The sequence below is a fragment of the Acinetobacter lwoffii genome, assembly GCF_024129355.1.
In the GTDB taxonomy this organism is placed as follows: domain Bacteria; phylum Pseudomonadota; class Gammaproteobacteria; order Pseudomonadales; family Moraxellaceae; genus Acinetobacter; species Acinetobacter lwoffii_I.
On sequence record NZ_JAMXXP010000021.1, the window covers coordinates 25,948 to 52,927 of the forward strand.

At 41.9% G+C, this 26,980-nt stretch carries 24 protein-coding genes and 1 tRNA gene; 13 read left to right on the forward strand and 12 right to left on the reverse strand.

Annotated elements, in window-relative coordinates; genetic code table 11:
- Nucleotides 1-185: 185 nt before the first annotated feature.
- Nucleotides 186-380, reverse strand: a complete 195-nt coding sequence (locus tag NI468_RS10690) for a hypothetical protein (protein WP_004279347.1) — start codon at nt 378-380, stop codon at nt 186-188.
- Between the two features lie 503 nt (nt 381-883).
- On the opposite strand from NI468_RS10690, the gene sbmA reads away from it, so the two are divergent.
- The 4 genes from sbmA (at nt 884) to NI468_RS10710 (ending at nt 5,018) form a co-directional block, all read left to right on the forward strand.
- Nucleotides 884-2,077, forward strand: a complete 1,194-nt coding sequence (gene sbmA / locus NI468_RS10695) for a peptide antibiotic transporter SbmA (protein ID WP_004279349.1) — start codon at nt 884-886, stop codon at nt 2,075-2,077.
- A 688-nt stretch (nt 2,078-2,765) separates the two neighbouring features.
- Nucleotides 2,766-3,746, forward strand: coding sequence for a hypothetical protein (locus NI468_RS10700; protein WP_228722556.1), 981 nt, complete (start codon nt 2,766-2,768; stop codon nt 3,744-3,746).
- Between the two features lie 277 nt (nt 3,747-4,023).
- On the forward strand, nt 4,024-4,545 hold the full coding sequence (locus NI468_RS10705; protein ID WP_005251208.1) for a hypothetical protein: 522 nt from the start codon (nt 4,024-4,026) through the stop codon (nt 4,543-4,545).
- Nucleotides 4,546-4,622: 77 nt separating this feature from the next.
- Nucleotides 4,623-5,018, forward strand: a complete 396-nt coding sequence (locus tag NI468_RS10710; RefSeq protein WP_004279354.1) for a lysozyme inhibitor LprI family protein — start codon at nt 4,623-4,625, stop codon at nt 5,016-5,018.
- Between the two features lie 151 nt (nt 5,019-5,169).
- Here the strand turns inward: NI468_RS10710 and NI468_RS10715 are convergent, their stop codons facing one another.
- The 5 genes from NI468_RS10715 to gatC form a co-directional block, all read right to left on the reverse strand.
- Nucleotides 5,170-5,775 (reverse strand): hypothetical protein, encoded by a 606-nt coding sequence (locus NI468_RS10715; RefSeq protein ID WP_005096158.1) that lies wholly within the window; start codon nt 5,773-5,775, stop codon nt 5,170-5,172.
- 67 nt (nt 5,776-5,842) lie between these two features.
- Complete coding sequence (locus NI468_RS10720; RefSeq protein WP_253101788.1) at nt 5,843-7,384, reverse strand: FRG domain-containing protein; 1,542 nt, start codon at nt 7,382-7,384, stop codon at nt 5,843-5,845.
- An 82-nt stretch (nt 7,385-7,466) separates the two neighbouring features.
- Nucleotides 7,467-8,948, reverse strand: a complete 1,482-nt coding sequence (gene gatB, locus NI468_RS10725) for an Asp-tRNA(Asn)/Glu-tRNA(Gln) amidotransferase subunit GatB (RefSeq protein WP_253101790.1) — start codon at nt 8,946-8,948, stop codon at nt 7,467-7,469.
- Complete coding sequence (gene gatA / locus NI468_RS10730; protein WP_216985878.1) at nt 8,948-10,426, reverse strand: Asp-tRNA(Asn)/Glu-tRNA(Gln) amidotransferase subunit GatA; 1,479 nt, start codon at nt 10,424-10,426, stop codon at nt 8,948-8,950. Before gatA ends, gatB begins: the two co-directional genes overlap by 1 nt.
- Before the next feature lie 52 nt (nt 10,427-10,478).
- The gene (gene gatC, locus NI468_RS10735; protein ID WP_005262428.1) at nt 10,479-10,793 is read right to left on the reverse strand and encodes an Asp-tRNA(Asn)/Glu-tRNA(Gln) amidotransferase subunit GatC; all 315 of its coding nucleotides are present in this window, start codon (nt 10,791-10,793) and stop codon (nt 10,479-10,481) included.
- A 132-nt stretch (nt 10,794-10,925) separates the two neighbouring features.
- On the opposite strand from gatC, the gene NI468_RS10740 reads away from it, so the two are divergent.
- The 6 genes from NI468_RS10740 to NI468_RS10765 all read left to right on the forward strand — a co-directional run bounded on the left by NI468_RS10740 (nt 10,926) and on the right by NI468_RS10765 (nt 15,677).
- Entirely contained in the window at nt 10,926-11,972 is a 1,047-nt protein-coding gene (locus tag NI468_RS10740) for a rod shape-determining protein (protein WP_004279360.1), read from the forward strand.
- Nucleotides 11,973-11,988: 16 nt separating this feature from the next.
- The gene (gene mreC, locus NI468_RS10745; protein WP_004279362.1) at nt 11,989-12,846 is read left to right on the forward strand and encodes a rod shape-determining protein MreC; all 858 of its coding nucleotides are present in this window, start codon (nt 11,989-11,991) and stop codon (nt 12,844-12,846) included.
- The gene (gene mreD, locus NI468_RS10750; RefSeq protein WP_004730376.1) at nt 12,833-13,324 is read left to right on the forward strand and encodes a rod shape-determining protein MreD; all 492 of its coding nucleotides are present in this window, start codon (nt 12,833-12,835) and stop codon (nt 13,322-13,324) included. The genes mreC and mreD overlap by 14 nt, the downstream gene beginning before the upstream one ends.
- A complete protein-coding gene (locus NI468_RS10755) occupies nt 13,312-13,878 on the forward strand; it encodes a Maf-like protein (protein WP_216985879.1) in 567 nt (188 codons plus the stop codon). Before mreD ends, NI468_RS10755 begins: the two co-directional genes overlap by 13 nt.
- A 38-nt stretch (nt 13,879-13,916) precedes the next feature.
- Nucleotides 13,917-15,371, forward strand: a complete 1,455-nt coding sequence (gene rng / locus NI468_RS10760; protein WP_216985880.1) for a ribonuclease G — start codon at nt 13,917-13,919, stop codon at nt 15,369-15,371.
- Nucleotides 15,372-15,503: 132 nt separating this feature from the next.
- Nucleotides 15,504-15,677, forward strand: coding sequence for a PA1571 family protein (locus NI468_RS10765; protein WP_004646222.1), 174 nt, complete (start codon nt 15,504-15,506; stop codon nt 15,675-15,677).
- A gap of 208 nt (nt 15,678-15,885) precedes the next feature.
- Here NI468_RS10765 and NI468_RS10770 read toward each other — a convergent pair whose 3' ends face one another.
- Together NI468_RS10770 and NI468_RS10775 are read right to left on the reverse strand one after the other, a co-directional pair.
- Complete coding sequence (locus tag NI468_RS10770) at nt 15,886-17,268, reverse strand: WS/DGAT/MGAT family O-acyltransferase (RefSeq protein WP_004646223.1); 1,383 nt, start codon at nt 17,266-17,268, stop codon at nt 15,886-15,888.
- 462 nt (nt 17,269-17,730) lie between these two features.
- Nucleotides 17,731-18,465, reverse strand: coding sequence for a phosphoadenylyl-sulfate reductase (locus NI468_RS10775; protein WP_005104697.1), 735 nt, complete (start codon nt 18,463-18,465; stop codon nt 17,731-17,733).
- Between the two features lie 204 nt (nt 18,466-18,669).
- Between NI468_RS10775 and thrH the strand changes: the two genes are divergently transcribed.
- The gene (thrH, locus tag NI468_RS10780; protein WP_004646225.1) at nt 18,670-19,287 is read left to right on the forward strand and encodes a bifunctional phosphoserine phosphatase/homoserine phosphotransferase ThrH; all 618 of its coding nucleotides are present in this window, start codon (nt 18,670-18,672) and stop codon (nt 19,285-19,287) included.
- Between the two features lie 63 nt (nt 19,288-19,350).
- On the opposite strand, the gene NI468_RS10785 is transcribed toward thrH, so the two are convergent.
- The 4 genes from NI468_RS10785 to NI468_RS10800 form a co-directional block, all read right to left on the reverse strand.
- Nucleotides 19,351-20,571, reverse strand: a complete 1,221-nt coding sequence (locus NI468_RS10785) for an OmpP1/FadL family transporter (protein WP_114541185.1) — start codon at nt 20,569-20,571, stop codon at nt 19,351-19,353.
- Between the two features lie 313 nt (nt 20,572-20,884).
- Nucleotides 20,885-22,315 carry an outer membrane protein transport protein gene (locus NI468_RS10790; protein WP_004646227.1) on the reverse strand — a complete coding sequence of 477 codons (1,431 nt, stop codon included), beginning with the start codon at nt 22,313-22,315 and terminating at the stop codon, nt 20,885-20,887.
- A 337-nt stretch (nt 22,316-22,652) separates the two neighbouring features.
- Nucleotides 22,653-22,728, reverse strand: a tRNA-Arg gene (locus NI468_RS10795).
- Between the two features lie 87 nt (nt 22,729-22,815).
- The gene (locus NI468_RS10800) at nt 22,816-24,171 is read right to left on the reverse strand and encodes an amino acid permease (RefSeq protein ID WP_005247009.1); all 1,356 of its coding nucleotides are present in this window, start codon (nt 24,169-24,171) and stop codon (nt 22,816-22,818) included.
- A gap of 332 nt (nt 24,172-24,503) precedes the next feature.
- Between NI468_RS10800 and prpF the strand changes: the two genes are divergently transcribed.
- Complete coding sequence (gene prpF / locus NI468_RS10805; protein ID WP_253101792.1) at nt 24,504-25,694, forward strand: 2-methylaconitate cis-trans isomerase PrpF; 1,191 nt, start codon at nt 24,504-24,506, stop codon at nt 25,692-25,694.
- Nucleotides 25,695-25,919: 225 nt separating this feature from the next.
- Nucleotides 25,920-26,828, forward strand: coding sequence for a polyprenyl synthetase family protein (locus NI468_RS10810; RefSeq protein ID WP_253101794.1), 909 nt, complete (start codon nt 25,920-25,922; stop codon nt 26,826-26,828).
- The last annotated feature ends 152 nt before the right edge of the window (nt 26,829-26,980 follow it).

Consider the following 26,980-nt stretch of genomic DNA (forward strand, 5'->3'; position numbering starts at 1 on the left):
AAATTTTTCTACCCAAATGGATGAGCCAATTTAAAATCAGAAAGTGAGGATAGAAGAGGAAAGAAATAGTTTTTTGAAAAAATAATAAAAGAGCAATCAAAGTGGAGAGAAGCTAAGGGTCGTATCATATAAGTTAAGAAACCAAACTCAGATACAACCCATCTATTTGCATAAGAGAAAAATACTCAGATTTCTCGCCACACTTCATTTTTGTCTTTTAAAGGAATGGTAAAGTTAAAGTCATCATCATTACTGACCAGAAGACTGGTTGGAGTCTGCATGACCACTTTCAGAACAGTACCGGCTTCAAAAATAATAGGGTCGCAGTTTTCTTTTTGTAGAGTCACCGGTTTAAGTAATTCAATTACTGAACTTTCCATAGTTTTTTCCAAAATAAGATTACTTTTCGATAATTAAATCATAGCATGATTTTTAAAAATTTAACTGTTTCTTCAAAAACTGAGAACTTGATCAATGACTTATTCAAATAGGGAGAAGTGCTCTATTTAGATAAAAGATACCTAGAAGACATGCAGTATGCCTGATTTTCACCCTATTCTCGCAGTGCTCGGAAGCATAAAGCTCTTTTACATAAACCCGACAGATAACAGGCATAAAAAAGTCTATCAAAATAACGAAAGATCAAAAACATGATGATTTTTCTGTTTTTTGGTATCGCTCTACTGAATGATAAAAATCGAGAATATAAGGAAAATCATAACGCAGAGCTGAATGATAAAAATAAGTTTCTAGAGACTCGATATCCTTCTATCCTTTTTTACACTAAATTGAAAATTAATGCTTTATAACAGTAAAAATCTAAAATAAGAATAAACTAGGCGTCATTTGGATGACCAAGAGACATAAGGAGAACTGGGTCGGTATGTTTAAGTCATTTTTCCCGCAACCCGTCTGGTTTTTTAGCAGCCTGATTTTATGGTTTATCATTAATCTTGTGCTTTGGCATAGTGGCGGATCAGGATGGGGAACCTATCTGGGTTTTCCTGAAAATTATTTTGATGAAAAGCTTACAATCGGTATCGGGCGTTTCTGGTCAGCTCAATTCATCTGGTTTTATCTCTGGTATTTCATGGCAACTACGATATTTGCGCTGTTCTGGCAATGGAAAGCCGGACACCGATGGCAGCGCTGGTCGGTCTGGGGCTCGGCATTTATTCTGTTTAATATCTGGTTCGGGGTACAGGTCAATGTCGTATTAAATGAATGGTATAGCCCGTTTTATGATCAGATTCAACAAATGCTCACGAAGGGTGGTGGGGATGTTTCATTGCTGTATCAAGGCGCATTAACCTTTATTTATATTGCGATGGTTTATGTCACTTTAGCGGTATTTAACCTGTTTTTTGTCAGTCATTATGTCTTCCGCTGGCGTACCGCGATGAATGATTATTACACCGCACATTGGGAGCAGTTACGTCATATTGAAGGTGCATCACAACGTATCCAGGAAGATACCATGCGCTTTGCCAAAACCACGGAGCAGTTAAGTGTTTCCTTGATTGAAGCGCTGATGTTGCTGATGGCATTCCTGCCGATCTTATATCAGCTCTCTAGTCATGTGAAAGTTTTACCAATTGTAGGGGAAATACCGCATGCTTTAATGTGGGCCTCGATTGGTTGGGCGGTATTGGGTACGGTCATTTTAATGGTCGTGGGAATGAAATTGCCCGGACTGGAGTTCAATAACCAGAAAGTTGAGGCAGCCTATCGTAAAGAGCTGGTCTATGGCGAAGACTATGCTGATCGCGCACATCCGCTGACATTACAAGAACTGTTTAGCCGGGTACGCTGGAATTATTTCCGGTTGTATTTTCACTATGCTTATTTCAACATGGTTCGGATCTGGTACTTGCAGTTAGACAATATTTACGGATTATTTATTCTGTTTCCAAGTATTGCAGCAGGGGCAATTACTCTTGGTTTGATGATGCAAATCCTGAATGTATTTGGCAAAGTGCGGGAATCTTTCCAGTATCTGATTCTGTCTTGGCCGACGATTATTGAACTGATGTCGATCTATAAACGCTTAAAAGCATTTGAATCACATATTGATTAATTTTTTCTCATATTATTATCCTGCTTTATCAGCCAAACAGTTTTAGGTTTGGCTTTTTTTAGGGCGAGTTAATTTACAAAATCCAATGGAAAATATCGATCTGACCGTTGGTCAGATGACTTGGGTAAATCGTGTCAGAACCTCCCAATATTGGGGTATTCAGATATTTTTTTCTTGTCTAAAATCCTAAGGGCCAGCCAAGATGGCGTTTAATTTCCGGTGGTTTGACGTATAAAAATAACAAATGTACGTTGAGGAAATTATTCTTATGCTGATCTTGTTCAGGCAATGTTATAGCGGATAAAAAGTAAATTTATTACCCATTATAATAAAGGTCTGTAGCGTTCCCTGAATAAGCCGCCGGAGAAGGACTCACCGCTTTCTTCGGTTTTTTATGTGTTTTTTCTATCTTTTTCTTGAGTCCTGAATGGAATTGTTTATTATTTGAACTGATTTAAAAATGATACTTGTGTCAATTTTTATCACATGAAGCTTGGCATAATCAGCAAAGTTGAAGCTGATATGTGCCTTTTTACCGTTTAAATATTATATTTATCAATATCTTGTGTTTGTTGTTTTGTGCTATTTAAGCTATGTTATACGGGATTTTGGGGTTGAGATATTTGCTGTGAAGCTAAAAGTAATAATTCTAATAATAGGGGCAGCAGCTTTAGCTGGATGTAATAGCGTGAATCGGTTGAAATCAGAGGTTTTACATCCTTTTGCCAGTCCGGAAGAACTAATTGCCAAACGGGCTTTGAATCAACGTGATGGTAGTGCAAAAGATTATGTTTATCTTTGGGGACAAGCTCAGAAAAATAACACGACTCAGGCCATGTATCCGCGTTCGATACTGACGCAATATTGTCATGAACAGGGCGGTAAATTTTCCCTGCTGTATAAAAGTAATTTTAGTGCCGTGGCAGATGTTGCCCAGCGTAAACGCCTGAGTGCCAATCGGGGTGTTGTACAAGGTAGCGGTGCCTATCAGTGTCGTATGGATGACCTGACTGAAAGCTGGATTGTCTCGATTGAACCAACTTCTGAACGACAAGTTGATAAATCTAGCCAGACGCGTAGTGTTCGACTACTCACCCAGGTCATGAGCCCTTCTCAAGCAAAAAACTTTTATCGTCCAACTAAAGCCAGGGTTGCTGTGGAGAAAACCACCCCTGCATTGATAAAAACCATGACTCCTCCTAAGACTCCTGTCGCAAAGACGACAAATGAACTGAAGGAATCAGCACGTAAAGAGCTGGAGAGGAAAGAATTAGAGCGAAAGGAATTAGAAAGAAAAGAGCTTGAGAAAAAAGAAGCAGAAAAAAAGCAGCTAGCAGCGGCATCAGCTCGAGCTACAATAGCAGAAACACCGCAACAACATCAGATGAAGATTTATGTGGCAGCGCGACGTGATATTAATAGTGGCAAGAATCTGAATAATGCCTGTAACAACGCCCAGCGTGCCTATAACTACGGTAAATTGCAGGGCACTGAGGGAACACGTGTCTATACTGAATCAGGGATGTTGGTTGCACGCTGTCTGAACAGTATTCCGGTCTATGCCAGCCGTTTCCCAAATGCTAAAGCGCAATCCAAGCGGATTTTGCAGAATTTGGCCAATAATTATAATCATGCCGGAGCCAAGAATATGCTCAGGCAGGTGAAGTAGGACTATTTTTTCCTTCTTAATCCATCCTCTTTCGAGCATCCTTAAAATACATTCTGAGGATGCTTTCACTCGCCTTTTTTTTAAAGTGGCGTCTTAAAAAATGCTGAACAGAGACGGGGATTTCTAATCTCAAACTCACATTTACACTCAATACACCTAATCAGATATCGGTCTTTTGCCCGTGGCTTGTGTATTGCCATAAATTACAGAGTAATAACACGGGCAAGGTGCGAGTCTATGATACAAAGTAGCTGATTGTTAAAAAAGAGATTCGCTTATGTCACGCCAAACTGAGGTTATCCGTCGCAGATTTACAGCTAAAATTCGGTGGGGATTAATGGCAATGGCCTTGATGGCTACCACCCAAATGGCTATTGCGGGGCCAACCGTCGAGCAGCTGAGTAACTGTCTGGTGAAATCCACCACGGCAGCAGATAAAACAACGGTGCTGCAATGGACCTTTGTTGCCTTATCTGCACATCCGGAATTGAAGAAATTCAGTAATGTGAATGAAGCACAAAGAACCCAGCTGGATAAAAATTTAGCCCAAGTATTGCAGCGTATATTGGTAGAGCAATGTTCTGCACAGACCAAAGCGGTAATTGCTGCGGAAGGCGTACAAGCGGTGGGTGACAGTTTTCAGGAACTTGGACGGATTACCGGTGAGGAAATTTTAGAAAATCCTGAAGTGAAAAGTCAGCTTAAAGGTGTGCTGCGTTATGTGGATTTAAATAAACTGGTGGTCACTTTCTTGACACCGGATGTGTGGAATAAGTTGGGTGAGTTAAGAGGGAAATAACTGATTGAATGCATGCGTGCCAGGGTTCAATTATGGTATTTATTATGAATAACATAAATGAAAAGATAGGGGTTGTTATGTTCAAACGCACTGCTTTATTGGGTTTAAGTATGTTTATACTTCCTCCTGCGCTGTACGCAGGGGACAATGATTTGAGTCGGCAATACTCAAATTGTATGGATCGCTCAGGTGGCGTTACTGTAAATATGCTGGATTGTATTGCGGCCGAAACAGATCGCCAAGATACACGGTTAAATAATGCCTATAAACAGACGATGGCATCGCTGAATGCAAACCGTAAAAAACAGCTTCAAGAGGTTCAGCGTCTCTGGATTCGCTATCGTGATGCCAATTGCGATTTTTATGCCGACCCGAATGGAGGGACGATTGCAACTGTAAATAGCAATAGTTGTTACATGGAAGCGACTGCCGCACGTGCGACTGAATTAGAAAATTTAAGAGAAGAGTATTAATTTAAAAAAATCCTCTCCCTAGCCCTCATCCTTTCTTGCGCTTCATTTTAAAGCAGTGCTTTAAAACTTGCTCAGGAGAGGGAACCACGCGTATCAATTGATGACGTGGCAAGTCCTCCTTTGAAAAAGGGGGATTTGGGGGGATTAATGATTACAATAAATCAGGATAAAATTTCTCAAATTCTTTATTCACAGCTTCACCACGCAGCAAATAGCCTTTGGGTTGAATATAACTATAAATTTCGCGTGCAGGTTGTTCATGCCAGCCAATATTAAAAGCACAGAGTTTTGGGAAAAATTGCAGGTGGCTATAGTTCAGATTGTTATGAATCCAATACGCCAATTGTTGCCAGCTACTTTGGTCTTTCTCATAAAGTTCTAAAAATGATGGAATGACAATACAAGCCGTTGCCCCATAACCTTTTGCATCAGGATAGTCCCAAATATGACTGGAAAAGTTTTTCTCGTTCGTTGCGCAGTTATGTCCTTTTTCATTGCCGAGTTGGTTCACGCTTGGAGAGCGATAAGCTGAACGAATCGCAATACGTCCAAACTTGTCTTGGAGTGGCTCTAACAATTGTTGGCAAAGTTCTGTACCTGTACGGATTGCAATGTCAGGATGATCGGGGAAGTTGGGTACACCGTACCAGTTGGCGATTTCGCTATAGAGGAAGTCACGCATAAATAAAGACTTTGAAAGCTGAATACGTCCTAAGTCTTCGAGTTTGGCGATAGAGGATACTTTTTTGATGGTCATATTGAGATTTTTTATATGTTGGAAGAAAAAGACTCTTTAATAATTAAAAGAGTCTAATTTAATAATATTACTTAGAATCTGCTTCGAGTTCTAATTTTGACTTTATATATTTCGCTGTATTTTCTAGACTAGGATAAATAGTACGAAGGTTAACTTTTAGCTGATCTAGCTCTTTTAAAATGGAGCTTTTGTTAGCTGATTTAATTCTAATCCGTTTTATCTTAAAGACATCATTGCCATCTTCAGGCAGGCTTGCATCTAATCCGAAAAGTAAAAAAGAGCCTGCTTGAGCTATAATCCTATCCTGTGTTAATCGTCCCTTAACACATAAAACCTTGTTCAAATCAGAAATTTTAATCTTAGGTTCAAAGTATGGCTTTTCTTGTCTAATAAAATGAATGTAACTAGCATATGCTTCATTGTTCTCGTAGTCTGTGGACTTGAAAGCCTTTCTAGGAGGAGTTTCTGATTCACATTGCTCTATGAGTTTAATTAATTCTTTTTTTTGTGATTCTGTCAATTTTGCTAAATTTGTCACACAAGAAACAGCATCTGAGTCGAAATATTTAATCTCGCTTTTCTTTATATAGAATAATATGACTTCACCATCAATATCCTTTTCTTTACCCTTATCATCTTTTTCAATTTCACAAGCAAAATATAGTGCTGCTAATGGGTTACTAGAAATATCTAACAATCTTGTTGGAAACGAATAATGTTGCATATGAGTAAGAATATCAAAGCATCTACTTTCATTTGAAAAAGATTTAGGCTCTGTTGTGAGTAAGTCCATGAATGAACTTTTTTCGGACTTTAAATAAATAGGTCCTTTTGATTTATATTGTCTAAATAAGCTTGGTTGTAAAAAATAACGCAAGGCATCTCTATGGCCTCGGAAAAATAGTTCGCGATTTTTAAGTTCATCTTCAGTGCTTAATTCATTGATTTTATCTATGAATTGAGAAACACTAGCAATTGTGTGTTGTGGTTGAGTTTCTAATTCAGCTACTACAGTTACATCTAAACTACTTATTGGAGAGGGAGAGATATATTGAGGTAATGGAAGAGGGTCATTATAGGTGGGAAATAAATTTATGTAAGTGCTGTTGTTGAATATTTGGAAATGGGGATTATTCGCTGATAGAGCAAAGATATCTCCTGATTTTAAAGCCCAATGATTTCTATATTCTTCTAATCCTTCAAATTTTAAATATTCTTTAATTGTGTTTAAATAAAAATCAAAATCCTTATTTTTTTGTTTCCAAGTTTCCTTAGTATCTTCATCTGTGTATGTGATATCTTCTCTAGTTTGAATATTTATAGAATGTAATTTATTAAATTCAACAACTATATTTTGTTCTTCAGAATAATATGTAATGTTTAAAATTTTACCTAATGAAATTTCTTTTTCAAAACGCTCCATAGTAACTAGAGCAGGGTATTTTTTGAGTAAATCTAATTTTTCTTGGGTTAATGTTTTATATAAAATACGAATATCTTCATCTGTATATTCTAGGAAACGACTCGAATGAAAATTAATTTGATATATTTCATCATTCTGAGTAATTTGATGTTCATTGCTAACTTGTAATATATTGAAAAAACTCATTTATAAAGATAATCCTTGAAATTATAAAAACCCCGCACTAAGCGAGGTTTTTATCTCATGAAAATAACTAATTAGTCAATTATCAACCAATCAATTTCTTCATTAATTCATTGACTTGTGCAGGGTTGGCTTTACCTTTTGCAGCTTTCATTACTTGACCCACAAGACCGTTAAAGGCTTTCTCTTTACCAGACTTATATTCCTCAACCATCTTCTCGTTGGCAGCAAGCACTTCCTTAATAATCGCTTCAATTGCGCCTGTATCAGTTTCCTGTTTCAAGCCTTTTTCCGCAATAATTTCGTCCGCAGATTTGCCTTCGTCCCACATAAAGCCGAATACTTGCTTCGCGATTTTACCGTTAATCGTGTTATCCACAATACGCGCGATCATACCGCCAAGTTTTTCCGCAGATACAGGAGAATCCGCCAAATCTAAGCCTGCTTTGTTTAGCGCCCCTGAGAATTCGCCCATCACCCAGTTTGCAGACACTTTACCTTGTGCAGCGCCACCAGCAGCAGCGACAACTTCTTCGTAAAACTCTGACATTTCACGTGTAAGCGTTAAAACGTGTGCATCGTACTCAGTCACACCAAAGTCCGCCACGAAACGTGCACGGCGTGCAGCAGGAAGCTCAGGCATGGTTGCTTTAATGGCTTCGATTTGCTCATCAGCAATCACCACAGGCAACAAGTCTGGGTCAGGGAAGTAGCGGTAATCGTTCGCTTCTTCTTTAGAACGCATTGAACGCGTTTCCATCTTTACAGGGTCGAACAGACGCGTTTCCTGATCAATGGTGCCATCCCAGTCCAGAATTCCCATTTGACGTTCAATTTCAACATTGATCGCTTGTTCAATGAAACGGAATGAGTTCAGGTTTTTCAATTCACAACGTGTACCAAACGGTTGACCCGGACGACGTAAAGATACATTACAGTCACAGCGGAACGAACCCTCCGCCATGTTACCGTCAGAAATACCTAACCAGCGCACTAAAGTGTGAATTGCCTTGATATAAGCAACCGCTTCTTCAACCGAACGCATATCCGGTTCAGAAACGATTTCAAGCAGCGGCGTACCAGCACGGTTCAAGTCGATGCCTGACATACCTTCGAACTGATCATGAATCGATTTACCCGCATCTTCTTCGAGATGCGCACGGGTTACGCCAATGCGTTTAACCGTGCCATCTTCAAGCTGGATGTCGATATGACCCAAGCCCACAATCGGGTTGTCCATCTGGCTGATCTGGTAGCCTTTTGGAGAGTCCGGATAGAAGTAGTTTTTACGCGCAAATACAGACGCCTGATCGATGTAAGCATCGATGCCCAAACCAAAGCGAATCGCAAGATCAACCACTTCTTTGTTTAATACCGGTAATACGCCCGGCATAGCCAAATCAACCAGGCTGGCTTGCGTGTTTGGATCATTACCGAAAACAGTCGATGAACCTGAAAAAATTTTGGTATTGGTGGCAAGCTGAGTGTGAATCTCGATACCAATAACGACTTCCCAACCATCAATCAGGTTGGATTTTGGTTTAGCCGATTTTTGAGCTTGAGCCATTATGCGTTCTCCTCAGCAATTGCAGCGCGTTTTGTATGCCAATCGGTGGCCTGTTGATACTGGTGTACCACAGACAACAATTGAGATTCTGACCAGTAATTACCAATCAGCTGTAAGCCAACTGGCAAGTTATTTTGGTCAAAACCGACAGGCGCGTTAATCGCAGGAAGACCTGCCAGATTTACCGCAAGCGTATAAATATCGCCCAGGTACATTTCAACTGGCGTTAAATCTGCACCAATTTTATAGGCAGTCGTTGGCGCAGAAGGTGCTGCAATGACATCGACCGATTCAAATGCTTTAAGGAAATCTTGCTGGATCAGGCGACGTACTTTCTGTGCTTTTACATAGTAAGCATCGTAATAACCTGCAGACAGGGCATACGTACCAATCAGGATACGGCGTTGCACTTCTGCACCAAAACCTTCTGAACGTGAACGCTTGTACAGGTCCATCAGGTCCACAGGATTTTCTGCGCGATAGCCATAACGTACGCCATCAAAACGTGATAGGTTCGAAGAAGCTTCGGCAGGTGCGATCAGGTAATAAGTCGGAACATAGCTTTCAGTCATGTTGAGGTCGATCTCAACAAGCGTAGCGCCCATCTCTTCTAACTTTTTAAGTGATTCTTCGACACGTGCTTTTACGTCTGCATCCAGACCTTCCACATTGAAATATTGCTTTGGAATACCAATACGCAAACCTTTTACTGAGGTAGCGTTCAGATTTGCCACATAGTCATCAACGTCTTTGTCCATTGAGGTTGAATCCTTGGCATCATGACCTGCCATCACATTCATCAGGTAAGCACAGTCTTCCGCCGAACGCGCCATCGGACCGCCTTGATCCAGTGATGAGGCATAAGCAATCATACCGAAACGCGATACACGGCCATAGGTCGGTTTAAGGCCGGTGAGGCCACAGAATGACGCAGGTTGGCGAATAGAACCACCGGTATCAGTACCAGTTGCAAATGGTGCTAAATCCGCTGCCACAGCTGCTGCAGAGCCACCAGAAGAGCCGCCAGGGACATGACCCAGGTTCCAAGGGTTAGCCGTTGCGCCGCAATATGAGTTCTCAGAGGTTGAACCCATCGCGAATTCGTCCATGTTCACTTTACCTAAAGTGACCAGGCCCGCAGCTTTGCCTTTCGCTACTACGGTTGCATCGTAAGGAGAGATAAAATTGTCCAGCATTTTTGAACCGGCAGTGGTCTTGATGCCTTGGGTACAGAAAATGTCTTTGTGGGCAACTGGCACACCAGTCAGGGCAGAGGCATTGCCAGCTTTGATTGCAGCATCGGCAGCATCAGCTTCAGCTAATGCCTGTTCAGCAGTTACCGTCACATAAGCCTTGACCTGTACATCAATTTTTGCGATGCGCTTTAAGTAGTGTTCAGTCAATTCGCGAGATGAAAACTGGGCATTTGCCAGACCTTCACTAAGTTCACGAATGGATAAGCGATGTAAATCTGTCATGAGAAATAATTCTTTACGTTTAATTTAATAAAAAGAATGAACTGGGTAGTAATTACTCAATCACGCGCGGTACGAGGTACAAGCCATCCTGAACAGCTGGTGCAACTGCTTGGTATTGCTCACGATGATTGGTTTCGGTAACCACATCATCACGTAGCGGCTGAGGGTGGTCGAAAGGGCTTTTCAGGGGTTCAATACCGTCGGTATTGATGCCTTTCAGGGTTTCCATCATGCCTAAAATTTTATTTAAACTTTGAGCATATTCAGCAGATTGCGTATCATTGAGAGATAACCTTGCAAGGTTGGCAATAGCTGAAACTGTTTCTGCACTTAAATCTGCAGAATGCTGTGCATCCGATGTAGACATAATATTACCTAATCAGTATTAAAAAAATTCAAATTATCATGCGTTATGATAAGCGATTGACTTGTCCAAATCATCACATTTAGTTAAAGTGGCGACCTTGCGTCCATATAAAGTTTAACTGAGAACGTCCCCGTGATTCTAAAACGACTAATAGGCTTGTTTTCGCCCGATCTTGCCATTGATTTAGGTACAGCAAATACACTTATTTATGCGCCAGGACGAGGCATTATATTAAATGAACCAACGGTTGTAGCCATCCGTCATAGTGGTTCACATAAAATTGTTGCGGCAGTCGGTCTTGAAGCGAAGCAAATGCTAGGTCGTACCCCAGCCAATATCTCAGCGATCCGTCCGATGAAAGATGGTGTGATTGCGGATTTTGAAGTCACTGAGACCATGCTGAATCAGTTTATTCGCAAAGTACATGAAAACCGTTTATTTACTCCGGCACCGCGTGTGGTGGTTTGCGTGCCATGTAAATCGACTCTGGTTGAGCGCCGTGCCATTCGTGAAGCCGTGTTTAATGCGGGCGCACGTGATGTACGTTTAATCGAAGAGCCAATGGCAGCAGCGATTGGTGCAGGGATGCCAGTCGAGCAGGCTTGTGGTTCGATGGTGGTTGATGTGGGCGGTGGTACTACTGAAATTGCGATTATCTCGCTGCAAGGTTGTGTTTATGCAGATTCTTTACGTATCGGCGGTGATGTCTTTGATGAGCAGATCATTAACTATGTGCGTAAAGCGCATGGCTGTGTGATCGGCGAAACCACGGCTGAAGTAATCAAAAAAGAAGTGGGTATGGCGTTGCCAGATGAAGGTGCTAAACCGCTTGAAATTGAAGTTCGTGGCCGTAACCTCGCAGAAGGTGTGCCTCGCGCAATCGTGGTTAATTCTGACGAAGTCACCCAAGCGATTTCTGATCCATTACAAAACATCGTGTCTGCGGTGAAATCTGCTTTAGAACATACCCCTCCTGAGCTTTCTTCGGACATCGCTGAACGTGGTATCGTGTTAACTGGTGGTGGTGCATTACTGCGTAACCTGGACAAGCTGCTTGCCAAAGAAACTGGCCTGCCGGTGGTGGTGGCAGAAGATCCACTGTCTTGTGTGACACGTGGTGGCGGCAAGGTACTCGAATTTTTCGACAACCCAAATCATGACATGTTATTCGTAGGCTAAGAAAAGGATCCGGCGGGTGCAAGCACATCTGTTTTCTCGACAACCGCCATCTTTTCGCTCTTTTATCATTGCATTGGTAACATGCTTGGTGGTGCTTTTCTTTGATTGGCGCATGCCGCATGTTGTTCAACCTGCAAGGGATGTCCTGTACGCTGCTTATAATCCTATTTATGCGGTGGCCAGCTATCCGGTATTGTCGCGAGAGTGGTTGAATCAACAAACCAAGTCTGAAGCTCAATTGCGTCGGGAAAATACCGCGATGCAGGCCGAGCTGTTACAGGCACAGGTACGCTTACAAAAAATCTCTGAACTTTCTGCTGAAAATACACGTTTGCGCGGTCTATTGGACACGCCGCTGATCATTGATGGGCGTATTGAAATTGCCGAAGTGATTGGTACCGATGCCGATCCATTACGGCATATTATCGTGATCAACCGGGGTTCAAATAACGAGCTGAAAGTCGGGCAAACGGTACTGGATGACAAGGGTATCATGGGACAGATTATCAATGTCTATCCGCATAGTAGCCGGGTCATGCTGTTGTCCGATAAAGAACATTCACTGTCAGTGCGCCTGGAACATACCGGTATGCGTGCCATTGTTTCGGGCACAGGTGATCTGGGACGTTTAAAAATGGAATATGTACCGACCAGTGCCAATATCAAGGTCGGTGAAAAAGTCTATAGTTCGGGCTTGGGACAACATTTCCCGGCAGGTTATCTGGTGGGGCAGGTATCTAAAGTACAACGCCATAATTCTGGTGAATTTGCCCAGATTGATGTGACGCCTGCGGCTCAGCTGGCCGGTGGACATCATGTGGTGGTGTTATTTTCCGATTCATTAGCGATGGAGCAACCGCATGTCAATCGCTAAGATGAAATCCAGAAAGCATCGTGATCCTTTAATGGCTATTGTCATTTCGGTGATTGTAGCTTCTATTTTAATGGTCTATCCACTTTCCTATAATCTCTCGGGCTGGCGTCCGCTGTTTATGCTGATGATCATGCTCTTCTGGGTGTTATGTCAGCCAACCTGGTGCGGGATCTGGTTTGCCTTTGGTACGGGTATTTTTATTGATCTGCTGCTGGATGCACCTTTGGGTCTGAATGCGCTGAGCTTTATCATTATTGCCTTTTTAGCTCGCTTTCTGACCCGTGAACGCCGTATCCTGACCTTTAATAATCTCTGGGTGATTATGGGGCTGGCGATTGTCGCATATCTGCTGATGATCTTTTTTACCCAGATTATAGCTGGCGTGCAATTTTCTTATGCACGGCACTGGATTCCGATGCTGACCAGTATTCTGGTTTGGCCTGCTATTTATTATATGCTCAAAAAATGGCGCATATAATTCTAGCTTCGAGCTCACCCCGGCGTCGTGAGTTATTGCAACAACTCGGGCTGAGCTTCGATATTTACAGTCCCGAGATCGACGAATCTGTACAAGCAGGCGAGTCGGTCGCAGCCTATGTTGAACGTCTGGCACGTGCCAAAGCCGATGCCGTGGCCGAGCGTTATCCAGATGCCATCATTATCGCTGCGGATACCAGTCTGGGGGTGGATCAGGAGATTTTGGGCAAGCCTGAATCCAAACAACATGCGATTGAAATGTGGACAAAAATCTCCGGTCGGTGGCATGATGTCTATAGCGGTGTCTGTGTTCGTACAAAGCATGAAAAATACAGTATAGTGGTACGCACACAGGTCGAATTTCAAATCCTGAACGCCACAGATATGGAAAATTACTGGGCGACAGGTGAGCCACTCGGTAAAGCCGGGGCTTATGCGATTCAAGGAATTGCAGCACGTTATATTCCAAAAATGCAGGGCAGTTATTCCAATGTGGTGGGCTTGCCCTTATATGAGACAGTACAGTTATTACAGACGGTTAAGGCACTAAATTAACTGCTGAAAAGAATTCTTATAATGTTTTGAGTGTAGTTATGTCTGACGAGTTGTTGATTAACGTCACGCCGATGGAATGTCGGGTCGCGTTAATTGAAAACGGCACGGTCAATGAACTGTTTGTCGAGCGTACGGCCAAGCGTGGTCTGGTAGGAAATGTCTATAAAGGAAAAGTGGTGCGGGTCTTACCCGGCATGCAGGCTGCTTTCGTGGATATCGGACTTTCTCGCACTGCGTTTTTACATATCAATGATATGGTCTGGCCACGCAATCAACCGACGCCGAATGTCTTTGAGCTGCTTCAACCTGGACAAATCCTCACGGTTCAAGTGATGAAAGATATGCTCGGTACCAAAGGTGCGCGCCTGTCTACCGATCTCTCTATTCCTTCGCGTTATTTGGTGCTGATGCCATATGGTAATCATATCGGGGTATCACAACGGATTGAGTCTGAGGAAGAGCGCAATCGCTTGCGTTCCATCATTGAGCGGATTCAGGCAGAACATAAGCTGCCAGGTTCAGTGATTGTACGTACTGCAGCAGAAGGGATTGAAGAAGAAGCCATCGCACAGGATATGGCTTATCTGGCCAAGCTTTGGGAATATATCCAGCGTAAGCAAAAGATTATTGCAGTACCTTCTTTGATCTTTGAAGAGTTGCCTTTGCCGCAACGGGTGATTCGTGATCTGGCCAATGAAGAAACCGCCAAAATTTACGTCGATTCACGTGAAATTCATGCCAAGTTACAGGAATTTGTCGAAGAATTTGTCCCGAACATGAAAGACCGTTTGCTGCATTATCCGGGCGAGCGGCCAATTTTTGACTTGTATAATGTCGAAGAAGACCTGCAAAAGGCATTGCAAACTCGCGTCGCATTGAAGTCTGGCGGTTATCTGATGATTGACCAGACTGAAGCCATGGCCACAATTGATGTCAATACCGGTTCTTATGTTGGTGGCCGTTCGTTGGAAGATACGGTTTTTAAAACCAATATGGAAGCGACGGATGTTATCGCGCGTCAGTTACGTCTGCGTAATCTCGGCGGCATTATTATCATCGACTTCATTGATATGCAGGAAGCGCAGCATCGTGAAGAAGTGATGAAACAGTTTGAGCGCATGCTAGAACGTGACCATGCCAAAACCAAGATTACTCAGGTGTCGGAACTGGGCTTGGTGGAAATGACCCGGAAACGCACCCGTGAATCGCTGGAACATCTGCTCTGTGAATCTTGTCCGACCTGTCAGGGACGTGGTTATGTCAAAACAGCCGAGTCAGTATGTTACGAAATATTCAGGGAAATTCTGCGTTATGCCCGTGCTTATGAGTCACAGAGTGGCTTTACTGTCGTCGCGCATCCTGCTGTCATTGATCGGTTATTGACGGCAGAAGCGCCTGCAGTCGCTGATCTAGAACATTTCATTAATCGCGTGATTAAGTTCCAAGTAGAAAATCTGTATACGCAAGAGCAATACGATATCATTCTCAGCTGAAATTGTAACAGAATATCGTTAAACACTTGTTACATCTGAAATTTTACAATCGGGCCTTTATTTACAATACTAGATACATGAATTAGCCAAAGCCGTTTCTCCCAGTTTCAGGCTTAGCAAAAGGAGTGTGTGATGAGTATGAGTAAAGCAGTAATCCATAAAGGCCTAAAACACGTATTAGAACCAAAGACTGTACATGCGGGATATATCGTCGATGAGCGCGGTAATGAAGTTCAGATTACCGCGAGCATGATCCGTAATGTCTGCCATCAATTATTACAACAGTGCCGTACCATTAAAAGCTGATTGCATTTGTGCATTGTTTCTAACTTATCAAAAAGTGATTTGGATAGACGTTTAAATAGAGAAGTCATCCAAAATTTCTAAAATAATTTAAAAAGATTTCCAAAAATAAAGAAAAGGGACCAGATCGGTCCCTTTATTCTGTGCTCTAAGACTGGCAAAAATGATCAGCATCTTTGGCAGTCCATCTATCTTATTTATTCATCCGCGGCTAGCTTACCGCCCGTAACTTTGGGACAGGTTCGCCATCTACAATAAGTTCAAAACGTTGAATTTCTTCTTCCAGATGTGTCAGCAAGTTCTGCATTTTCGGCAGGGCATTACGACATGCAGTTAAGCCGACTTCCAGTTTGTCTAGATAGCTGGTCATGGTGATATTCAAGGCCTGACCATCCAGTACGATAGAAGCCGGATAAAGTGCTTCAAGACGTGCACCATTCCAGTAAAGGGGCTCTTGTGGTCCAGGTACATTGGAAATAATCACGTTAAATGCCTGACGTGTCGGCATTAAACCGGATGCAATATTCAGACCTGCGGCACCATAGACAAAGGCGCTATAGTTCAAGATTTGATTGGCATTCATACGTTTAAAGCGCTCTTTGGCACTCAGTACACTACGGCGTACGATCTTGAGACGTTCCAGCGGATCTTCTTTATGTGTGCCCAGATTGGCCAGAATCATGGTAATACGGTTGGATATATCTGAATCGTCACTACGAACCGAAGCTGGAACCATGGCGATTAACGGTTTTTTCGGTAAGGCATTTTGCGATAATAAATATTCACGTAATGCACCTGAACAAATGGCCAGTACGATATCATTAATGGTCACGCCCAACGCTTTGGAAATATGACGTAAACGTGAAAATTCGAAAGACTGTGCGGCAAAGCGACGTGAAGCACTGACGCGTTGATTCAGAATACTGCTTGGTGCCTGGAAGCTGGACACATAATCGGGATTACGTCCCATATCCTTCATGACAGTTTGCGACAGTTCATAAGCAACTCGTGGCGCACATTCCAGTTGCCCCTTAATGGTCTGCAGGACATTTTTAAACCTGTTAACTTTAGGTGCTTTAAGGCGTTTGGCACGTGGCCCTTCCACACACCATGGCGGTACAATACTCTTGGCATGGGGGTCAAATGAAAGTGATTTTTCGACCAGACGCATGCCAGCGATTCCATCCACCATGGCATGGTGAATTTTGAAATACATGGCAAAACGGTTACCTTCAATACCTTCAATGATATGACAGGTCCATAAAGGTTTTGCACGATCAATCAGGGCACTATGTTCTTGAGAAATATAGGTCAGCAATTCACGGATACGGCCCGGTTTTGGCAGGGCGATATGACGAAAATGATGATCTAAATCAAATTCCTGGTCTTCATCCCAAAACAGGCCGTTTAAATAATTATTAAAAGGTGGGATTGGGGAGCATTTCGAATTTTGAATATCCGTAACAAGATCCTGAATAAAGGAAGCGGGTGCATTATCGGGAATTTGGAATAAAAATAGTCCACCTACATGCATAGGCTGCTGCCGTTTCTCTAAAGTTAAGAAAATAAAATCAATTGGATGTAATGGACGCATAGCGTGGATTGCCTCACTGCATTCTCTATGGCTTTTTTGCTAAAAAGCCTTGTTAGAATTATTACTTTAGTTTTTAAAGTATATCTTTTTTAGCATATAAATGAACTGCTTTATCTTGCCTCAACTGTGAAAAAGTGGCTATTGACAAGAACAAAATATCTTCCTAAGTTTATGAAATGTGAAAATTTTAGTTTTAAAATAGTTTTCTAAAAATAGTATTTACTAGGCAAAGTGGAGTGTAACTTAATAATTATGTGTTATTAGAAGAATAGCATTATGTTCAATTTCACATTTTATGCAAATAAATCAATGAGCTAAAATTTTATCAATTTTTTAATTAAAATAATATTATCCCGATAAAAGGTAATTTCTATCTTGTCACTAAATGTAAAACTATCAATTAAAAAGACTATCTTTATTAAAAAATAGTCTTTCAATCAATAGGAACGATAAAACTTAACTTTATTTTTTTAGATTGCCAGCATGTAAGCCACATTCTTTATGGGTGGCTTCTTCCCACCACCAGCGGCCTTCGCGTTCATGCTGATTTGGCAGCACAGGGCGGGTGCAAGGTTCACAGCCAATTGAAACAAAACCTTTCTCATGCAGGGTATTATAAGGTACTTCCATCATACGGATATAACTCCAGACATCTGCACTGGACCAGTTGGCTAGAGGATTGTACTTAATCAACTGCTTTCCAGGACCGGAGAAACCTGGATCGGCCTGAACCACAGGAATTTCATTGCGTGTACCCGGACTTTGGTCTTTGCGCTGACCAGTAATCCAGCCATCTAATGTGGCCAGTTTTTTACGTAGCGGTTGAACCTTGCGTATACCGCAACATTCCTGATGACCATCTTCAAAGAAACTGAATAAACCTTTGGTGGTCACTAAATTTTGTACTGCATCCGTTTCAGGGAAGCAGATTTCAATTTCGATGTTGTAATGCTTACGCACCCGTTCAATAAACTGATACGTCTCTGCATGTAGACGGCCAGTGTCCAGACTGAATACCCGGAACGGTTTACCGAGATGCGACGCCATATCAATCAATACAACATCTTCAGCACCAGAAAATGAAATCGCAATTTCACCTTGCTGGCTCAGTGCAAGTGCCAAAATTTCATTGGGCGATTTATCAGCATATTCAGATGCAAGCGCATCAATACGATCAATAGTAGGAATGATGGTCATGAGAGTCCTGGCGATATAGGCTTGGAAAGGACATGGCCTATATTAGTTAATTTCACATCTATTTTAATAGAATTGATTTAATTGACTTATCACTAAAAAATAAATACTTATGAAAAAAATAGATTTAAAAAAGTACAGTGCAAAATCTGTTTCTTCAGCTATGATAGTGCAAAATTTTTTCAATACAACTTAGAGGGAATGTTCATGGAAGTCGTATGTCTAGATTTAGAAGGTGTGTTGGTTCCAGAAATCTGGATTAACTTTGCTAAAAAAACCGGTATTAAAGAGCTTGAAGCGACGACTCGTGACATTCCTGACTATGATGTACTGATGACCCAACGTCTGAATATTTTAAAACAGCACGGTTTAGGCTTGAACGATATTCAGGAAGTGATTGCAGAAATGGGGCCGTTCCCGGGAGCAAAAGAATTTGTGAAATGGGTGAGTACGCATTTTCAATTGATTATTCTTTCAGATACTTTCTATGAATTTGCGCATCCACTAATGAAGCAGCTGGATTGGCCAACTATTTTCTGTCATAAACTGGAAACAGATGAAGCAGGTATGATCTCAGCCTATAAACTTCGTCAGCCAGATCAGAAACGTCAAGCTGTTAAAGCACTGCATGGTTTGAACTTCCGTGTGATTGCGGCAGGGGATTCTTATAACGATACGACAATGCTGGGTGAAGCAGATCATGGTTTCCTGTTTGATGCCCCTGAGAACGTGATTGCTGAATTCCCACAATTCCCGCCAATTCGTGGTTATGATGCGTTAAAAGAAGCGATTCGTAATGCTTCAGTACGTGATATTCCAGCTTAAGTATTAAAATTTAAGCAATAAAAAAAGGCGCAATATGCGCCTTTTTTATTGGGTTCGCTTGAATTAGAAGCGGTAACCGATTTTCATACCATAGCCGATTGCATGATTGTCTTCAAATTTTCCAACTGGATTTCCACCAGTTTGTGCAGTTGCATCACCTAGCCAGAAGTATTTGACACCAGCTTGGATAAAGTAATTTTCAGCTGGACTGTATTGACCGCCTAAACCTACATTCCAGTAGCCTTCAGTTGGACCCAAGGTGGTTACCGGGTTGCCCGCTCCTGAGTCATAACCTACAGAAGCTGAACCTGACCATTTATTATTAAATTTACGACCTAAACCTACTGTTGCAGACCATTGATCATCTGAATAATCGACAAGATTCTGCTGTTTTCCGGTGAGTGCGCCAGTTAGCTGAGATAAATAAGCAGGTTTTACTGCAAACTGATCCCAATGTACCCAGCGAATATTAGCAAAGGCTAAGGTATTTTTTGCAATGCCTGACTGTAAGTCAATGTTGACTGATTGTGGTGTAGTAATTTCCGCTTTATGGTAAGTTGGAATTACTGGTTTACCCAATAATGTGCCAGTTAATCCAGGAATATATAAAGCCCCATCTGTACCAAAACCGAAGGTTTCTGTGGTATCTAATTCATGTTTAATTTCAGAGCGATAAGTCACAGCAGCTTTTAAGGCAATTTCAGGAATAGAATATGCAAAACCAGCTAACCAACCGTAAGCTTCACTTTCTTTAAGGTCAATATCATAACCGCCAAGAACTTGCGGGCCTCTATAAGCTGTACCACGTAGGGAGACTTTCGCCTTTACGCTTTGATAGACAGGTCCGGCATAAACATTCCAGTTCTCATTTGGCTGATACCCTATAAGTGCTGTAATGCTATTGGTTTTTACTTCAACAGAAGTGCCTTCCAATACACCAGTATTGGTATTTACTGTAGCAAAAGCATTAGATTCAGGCGCATATTGAGAGTCAGCTCCAAATGGCTGGTCATAAAGTAAACCCAGAGATATTTTATCAGTTGCCTGAATTTTTATAGCAGCAGTAGGGAAGTAGTAATCTTCAGCCATATCGCTGACTTTATTGCCGGCATTGTCTTTACCTTGAACTTCTGGATCTAAAACAGAAATACCTGCTTCCGCATAGTTACCCGGCTGTAAAAAAGCAGAAATAGATTGACCAGAACGGTCTAAGCCAGCTGCTTGAACTGCAGAAAGAGGTAAAGTGCTAAGTAAAATAGCAGAATAAATTTTATTAAGCTTCATGGTACGTTCCCTGATGCCATCTGTAACAAAAATGTGATGGAAAAGTAACATAAATTTAAAAAGAGTAAATGCTCAGCTTTGTCGAAGAAATGAACTAAGGCGGTTAAGGAAAGGGCTTGATTAGAGTTTTTATACTAATTTTATTGGTATAAATATATGAAAAATATCAGATTAAATTAACTTTAAATAATGTGAAAGGATTGAAGTTCTGTTAATTTTAATTGGTGCTAAAATAATCGAATGATATGCAAGTGTATAAAATTAGAGTTAAAAAATAAAAACCACTCGAAAGTGGTTTTTATTTAATCAGAGCTTAGAAGCGATAGCCGATTTTCAGACCATATGCCCATGCATCGTTATCTTCAAATTCAGCAACATACTCAGGACCACCAGCTTGTGCACCAGTTTGTGCTTTTGCATCACCTAACATGAAGTATTTTACACCACCAGCAATGAAAGTGGCTGGGGTTGGGCTGTATTGAAGACCTAGGCCAACATTCCAGTAACCTTCAGTTGGACCAAGTGTAGATACAGGGTTGCCTGCACCAGAATCCCAACCTACTGATACGTTACCAGCCCATAGGTCATTAAATTTACGGCCTACACCTACAGTTGCTGAAATTTGGTCATCTTCATATTCAACCAGATTAAAGCCATTTGGACGACCTATTAGAGGGCCTACAGCTTCACTTACATTGCCAAATTGGTAAGGACGAATAGAAAAGTTTGACCAGTCTACCCAGCGTACATTAGCGAAAGCTACAGTGTTTGCCATTACACCTGTTTGGAAATCCAAGTTTACAGATTGAGGTGTAGTAATTTTGGTTTTTCCAGAATCATCTAGAGTAGCAAGCTGAGCAGGAGAAACACCTAGACCACCTAATACAGTTGTTAGTAAAGGGAAGTTTAAAAGTGATAAGTCTTCAGAAGCTGAAATATCATGGTCAATTTCTGAACGATAAGTTACAGAAGCTTTTAAAGCAATATCTGGGATTTGGAAGGCTAAACCTGCTAACCAGCCTGTACCACTTGTTTCTTTAAATGTCGCATCATAACCATTGAAAAGGCTATATGCTTGACCGCGTAAGCTTAGATTCCCTTTAACGGTTTGATAGACACCACCACCATAGATATTCCAGTTTTCAGTCGGTTGGTAACCAAAAACTAAAGATAGGTTTTGAGTATCTACTTCAACTTTAGTATTGCCTTCGCCTAAGAAATTATTACCTGCAGCAAGTGCTCCAGTTAACTGTTGAAAAGCTGGACTACTTCTAACTTGTGCTTCAGCACCTGCTAGCGTTTGTTCATTTACTGGTGCTCCTAGGGCTTCAAGAGCTGCAACTGCTCTAGCGCGTACAATATTGTTTATTGCACCAGTTGATAAGATAGTGTCTGTACCTGGGTTTGAAGTAAAGACATTAGTGCCTTGGTATTCAGCATCAGCACCATATGGTTGATCATATAAAATACCAACTGAGAATTTTTCAGTAGGTTGAAACTTTAATGCTGCACTTGGGAAATAGTAATCACCAGCCATATCATCAATATTACGGCGTGTTTCACTTGTACCAGCTTCTTTACCAGATACATCTGGGTCTAGGACAGAAATACCTGCTTCAAAATAATTACCTGGTTGCAGGAAGGCCGCCATTGATTGGCCTGAACGATCTAGAGCTGCTGCAAAAGCACCCGTCATTGGTACAGTTGCAAGAATCATTGCAGTAGTTAATGTTTTTAATTTCATTTACGTCTTTCCTTGAGGTACAAATTTATATCTAGCGTTGTTGTTTGCACTTATTAAATTCTTGGAGATTTCGGGTATTTATCCGCAATCATTTGTTACTCCATGTGACAAAAATAGCACAATTAAAATAAGAGTAAATGCTCTAGAAAAAACTAATTAGTCTAAAAAAGCATCAAAATAGAGTTTTTACACCAAAAAATAGCCTCATTTTGAAATAAGTATTTGAAAGTAAAAGAAATAAAATAATGAAGAAAAAATGATTTTTTGTATAAAAAATATTCTAAAAATATGAAGATTAACGCTAATTTTTTGAAGTATAGATCACATTTTGAAAGGATGGTGCGCCCTGCGGGACTCGAACCCACGTCGGTCGCTTAGGAGGCAACTGCTCTATCCAGTTAAGCTAAGGGCGCGAAAAGAAGGCTATTGTACTGTAAAAAATACAAAAAAAGTTATTGCCGAAGCAATAACTTTTAAGGACTCATAGCTACAGGAGTTGTCTAGGTATTTTTAGGCTTAAGTAACTTAAACAGACCGAACATGACCACGATCCAAAGCGGGATCATCAAAATAGATTCCTGGAATCCTTGCGTCCACATGATGTAAAGAATCGTAAGAATGAAACCTAGAACCAGAATATTACCCGCCGGAGACCAAAGCGCAGGGAAGGAAGTCTTCTGTCCTAGCTTTTTCATGCTTTGAATAAACTTGAGATGGGTCAGCGTAATCATGGCCCAGTTTAATACCAATGCACCCACTACGATGTAAATCAGATGGCTTAAGGCATCTTCAGGCACGAAGTAATTAAGTAGTACACAGCCAAAAATCAGCGCGGCAGAGAACAATACAGCAGGAATTGGCGTACCTTGCTTATTCACTTTCATGAAGACTTTAGGTGCATTTCCTTGTTGAGCCAGACCATAGAGCATACGGCTGTTGGCGTACATACCACTGTTATATACAGACAATGCTGCTGTCAGGATAATAAAGTTCAGTAAGTGTGCTGCCCAGTCAATGCCAAGCTGGCTGAAAATCATCACGAACGGACTTTTGTCCAGACCACCAAGTTCAAGCTGATTCCAAGGCACGAGTGACAACAGAATCGTCAAAGCACCGACATAGAAAATCAGAATACGGAAAACCACCTGATTAATGGCTTTCGGAATGGTTTTTTCCGGATTTTCAGCTTCTGCAGCCGCCATGCCGATCAGTTCAATACCACCGAAGGCAAACATCAGGAAGGCCAGCATGTAGAACAGACCTTCAAAACCATTCGGGAAGAAACCGCCCGCGGTCCAAAGATTGCTAAAAGATGCGCCTGAAGAAGCATCAGCAGTCAGGATCAGATACAAGCCAAAGACAATCATCGAGATGACCGCAGTCACTTTAATGATAGAAAGCCAGAATTCCGATTCACCGTAGAATTTCACATTGCCGAGGTTGACCAGTGTAATCACGATAAAGAAAAACAGTACCGATGCCCAGGCTGGAATATGCGGCCACCAGTAGTTGATATATTTCGCAACCGCAGTAAGTTCGGTCATGGCCACCAGGATATACAGAATCCAGTAGTTCCAACCCGCAAGGAAACCGGGAAATTTTCCCCAGTATTTATAAGCAAAATGGCTGAATGAACCTGCGACAGGTTCATGAACAATCATCTCACCCAATTGACGCATGATTAAAAATGCAATCAGGCCCCCAATGGCATAGCCTAAAATAATAGAAGGACCCGCAGATTGGATCACCTGTGCGGAACCTAAGAATAAGCCTGTGCCAATTGCACCGCCCATGGCGATCAACTGAATATGACGGTTCTTTAAGCCACGCTGAAGTTGTGAAGACTCGTTATTCAAAGTGTTCAGCCCGACAATGGAAAATGATAAGTGGCTGATTGTAATTGATCAGACTAAAGAAGCCTAGTCCATCCTAAGAATGAAATATTGTTGGAGGAATAATAAAAAATATTCATATAAATAACTGAAATAAAATATAAATGAATCAATATATTAATTTTATTGAAACTGTTACTGATGAGTTCTCTATTTTCTTGGATAAAATACAAATGCCGTTTTTTTATACTAAGGTCTGGCAGTCAAGCAGTTCTGCTTTCAACATACTATACTTTGAATATAAATATTGAATAACCTGTACGAAAACAAAGACAAGTCAAAGGATGAGATAATTCATGAGTTTTGCCGCCCAAATCAAGATTCCTGCAACCTATATGCGTGGAGGCACCAGTAAAGGTGTTTTCTTTAAGCTAGATGACCTGCCTGTAGAAGCACAACAGCCGGGCCGGATTCGTGATCAGCTTTTGCTGCGCGTGATTGGTAGCCCCGATCCATACGGGAAACAGATTGATGGCATGGGTGGCGCCAGTTCCAGTACCAGTAAAACGGTGATCCTGTCAAAAAGCCAACACGCTGATCATGATGTCGATTATTTATTTGGTCAGGTGTCAATTGACCGTCCTTTTGTGGACTGGAGTGGCAACTGTGGCAATCTGACTGCGGCAGTAGGTGCATTCGCTATTTCTAATGGTCTGGTTGATGCCGAACGTATTCCTGAAAATGGGTTGTGCACAGTACGCATCTGGCAGGCCAATATTCAGAAAACCATTATTGCACATGTGCCGATGCAGAATGGACAGGTGCAGGAGCTGGGTGATTTCGAACTGGATGGCGTAACCTTTCCTGCAGCCGAAGTGCAGATCGAGTTTCTGGATCCAGCTGATGACGATGCTGAAGGCGGTTCAATGTTCCCAACTGGAAATTTAACCGACACGCTGGTGGTTCCAAATATTGGCAGCTTCGAAGTGACTATGATTAATGCCGGCATTCCAACCGTATTTTTAAATGCTGGAGATCTCGGCTATAAGGGCACAGAACTTCAGGATCATATCAATAATGATGTGGCAGCCCTGACAAAGTTCGAAACGATTCGCGCCTATGCGGCGAAGCACATGGGACTAATTCAGGATATTGCAGAAGCAGTTACCCGACAACATACCCCGAAAATTGCATTTATTGCCCCATCTAAAACTTATACCTCATCCAGTGGCAAGACGGTTACCGAATCGGATACCGATATTCTGGTTCGGGCCTTGTCTATGGGTAAACTCCATCATGCCATGATGGGCACGGCTGCGGTGGCTATTGGTACAGCAGCTGCCATTCCCGGAACATTGGTGAACCGGGTCGCAGGTGGGGTAGAGCGTGAAGCGGTGCGTTTCGGTCATCCTTCCGGGACGTTGAGAGTGGGTGCACAAGCAAGTTTTGAAAATGGTGAGTGGAAAGTGACGAAAGCGATTATGAGCCGTAGTGCCCGCGTGTTGATGGAAGGCTGGGTGCGCGTACCAGAAGATGTTCTCGTTTAAATGCCGTGCATACATTTAGCTTGAATAAAACCACCGGTTCTGCGGTGGTTTTTTATGGTTTAAAATCTCTGCCTTGCTTATTTGATGTTGAATAGTAAATTTCAGCAGAACAATACGATTTATGGCTGAAAATTCAAGGCATTTCTAGGTACAATGCCTGAATCAGCTTACAGGCATTTATTCGCTTGTCATTTTATTTTTCTGGACTACGTATTCGAGGCGAATGTGTCATCTATCACTGACGTATCAACCCATGCACTCACACAAGCACAACATCGCATTCAACAGGATTTATTGACCGCTCTGGAAGCCTTTGCCATTCCGGAACCTTTAAGGTCGGCAGTCCATCATGCTGTGATGCTTGGCGGTAAACGAGTACGTCCAGCGCTATGCTATGCTACCGCCGCATTAAAACCCAACCAGAATAGTGCTGCAGTGCGCCGTGCAGCGGTTGCGATCGAGTTTATTCACTGCTATTCACTGGCCCATGATGATCTGCCGTGTATGGACAATGATTTGTTGCGCCGTGGCCAGCCAACCTGTCATGTGGCTTATGGAGAAGATACCGCGCTTTTGGCAGGTGATATCCTGCAGTCTATGGCTTTTGAAATTTTGGGTAGTCGTCTGTTTGATCAGGGTCCAGCGGTAGAAGCTCCCATCGTACTGAAGCAGATGCAGATTCTGGCAACAGCCTCTTCGAAAATGGTGAATGGTCAGGTTTTAGATTTGCAGTCTGAAGGCAAGAAAATCGATCAGCAAGCACTGGAAAATATTCATCGCAATAAAACCGGTGCTTTGATTAGCGCTGCGATCATGATGGCGGCGGTGACAATCTTTGAAGGCACCGATCTGGCCATTCCTAAATTACGTGAGTTTGGACAGGCGATTGGTCTGGCCTTCCAGGTACAGGATGATATTCTGGATATTATTTCCGATACCGAAGTGTTGGGGAAAACCGCCGGCAAGGATGAACAGGTTGAAAAATCAACCTATCCGGCATTGATGGGGCTGGAGCAGGCCAAAGCCTATGCCCAGCAATTACATGATCAGGCGATCAATGCCTTGAACCATTTTGAAGGTCAGGCGGAAGAGTTGATGCAAATTACCCAGTTCTTGCTCACGCGCAAAAGCTGATTAAAAAATTATTTTTCTAAAAAAGTTTAAAGTAACCGCATAAAAAAAGAGGACTTCAAGTCATTGCTGTCCCACAATTTTTCACAAGAGGAAGCTCATTTGAGCTTCCTCTTGTTTTATGGGTATTTTATCGGGTGAAAATAAAGCTTTTA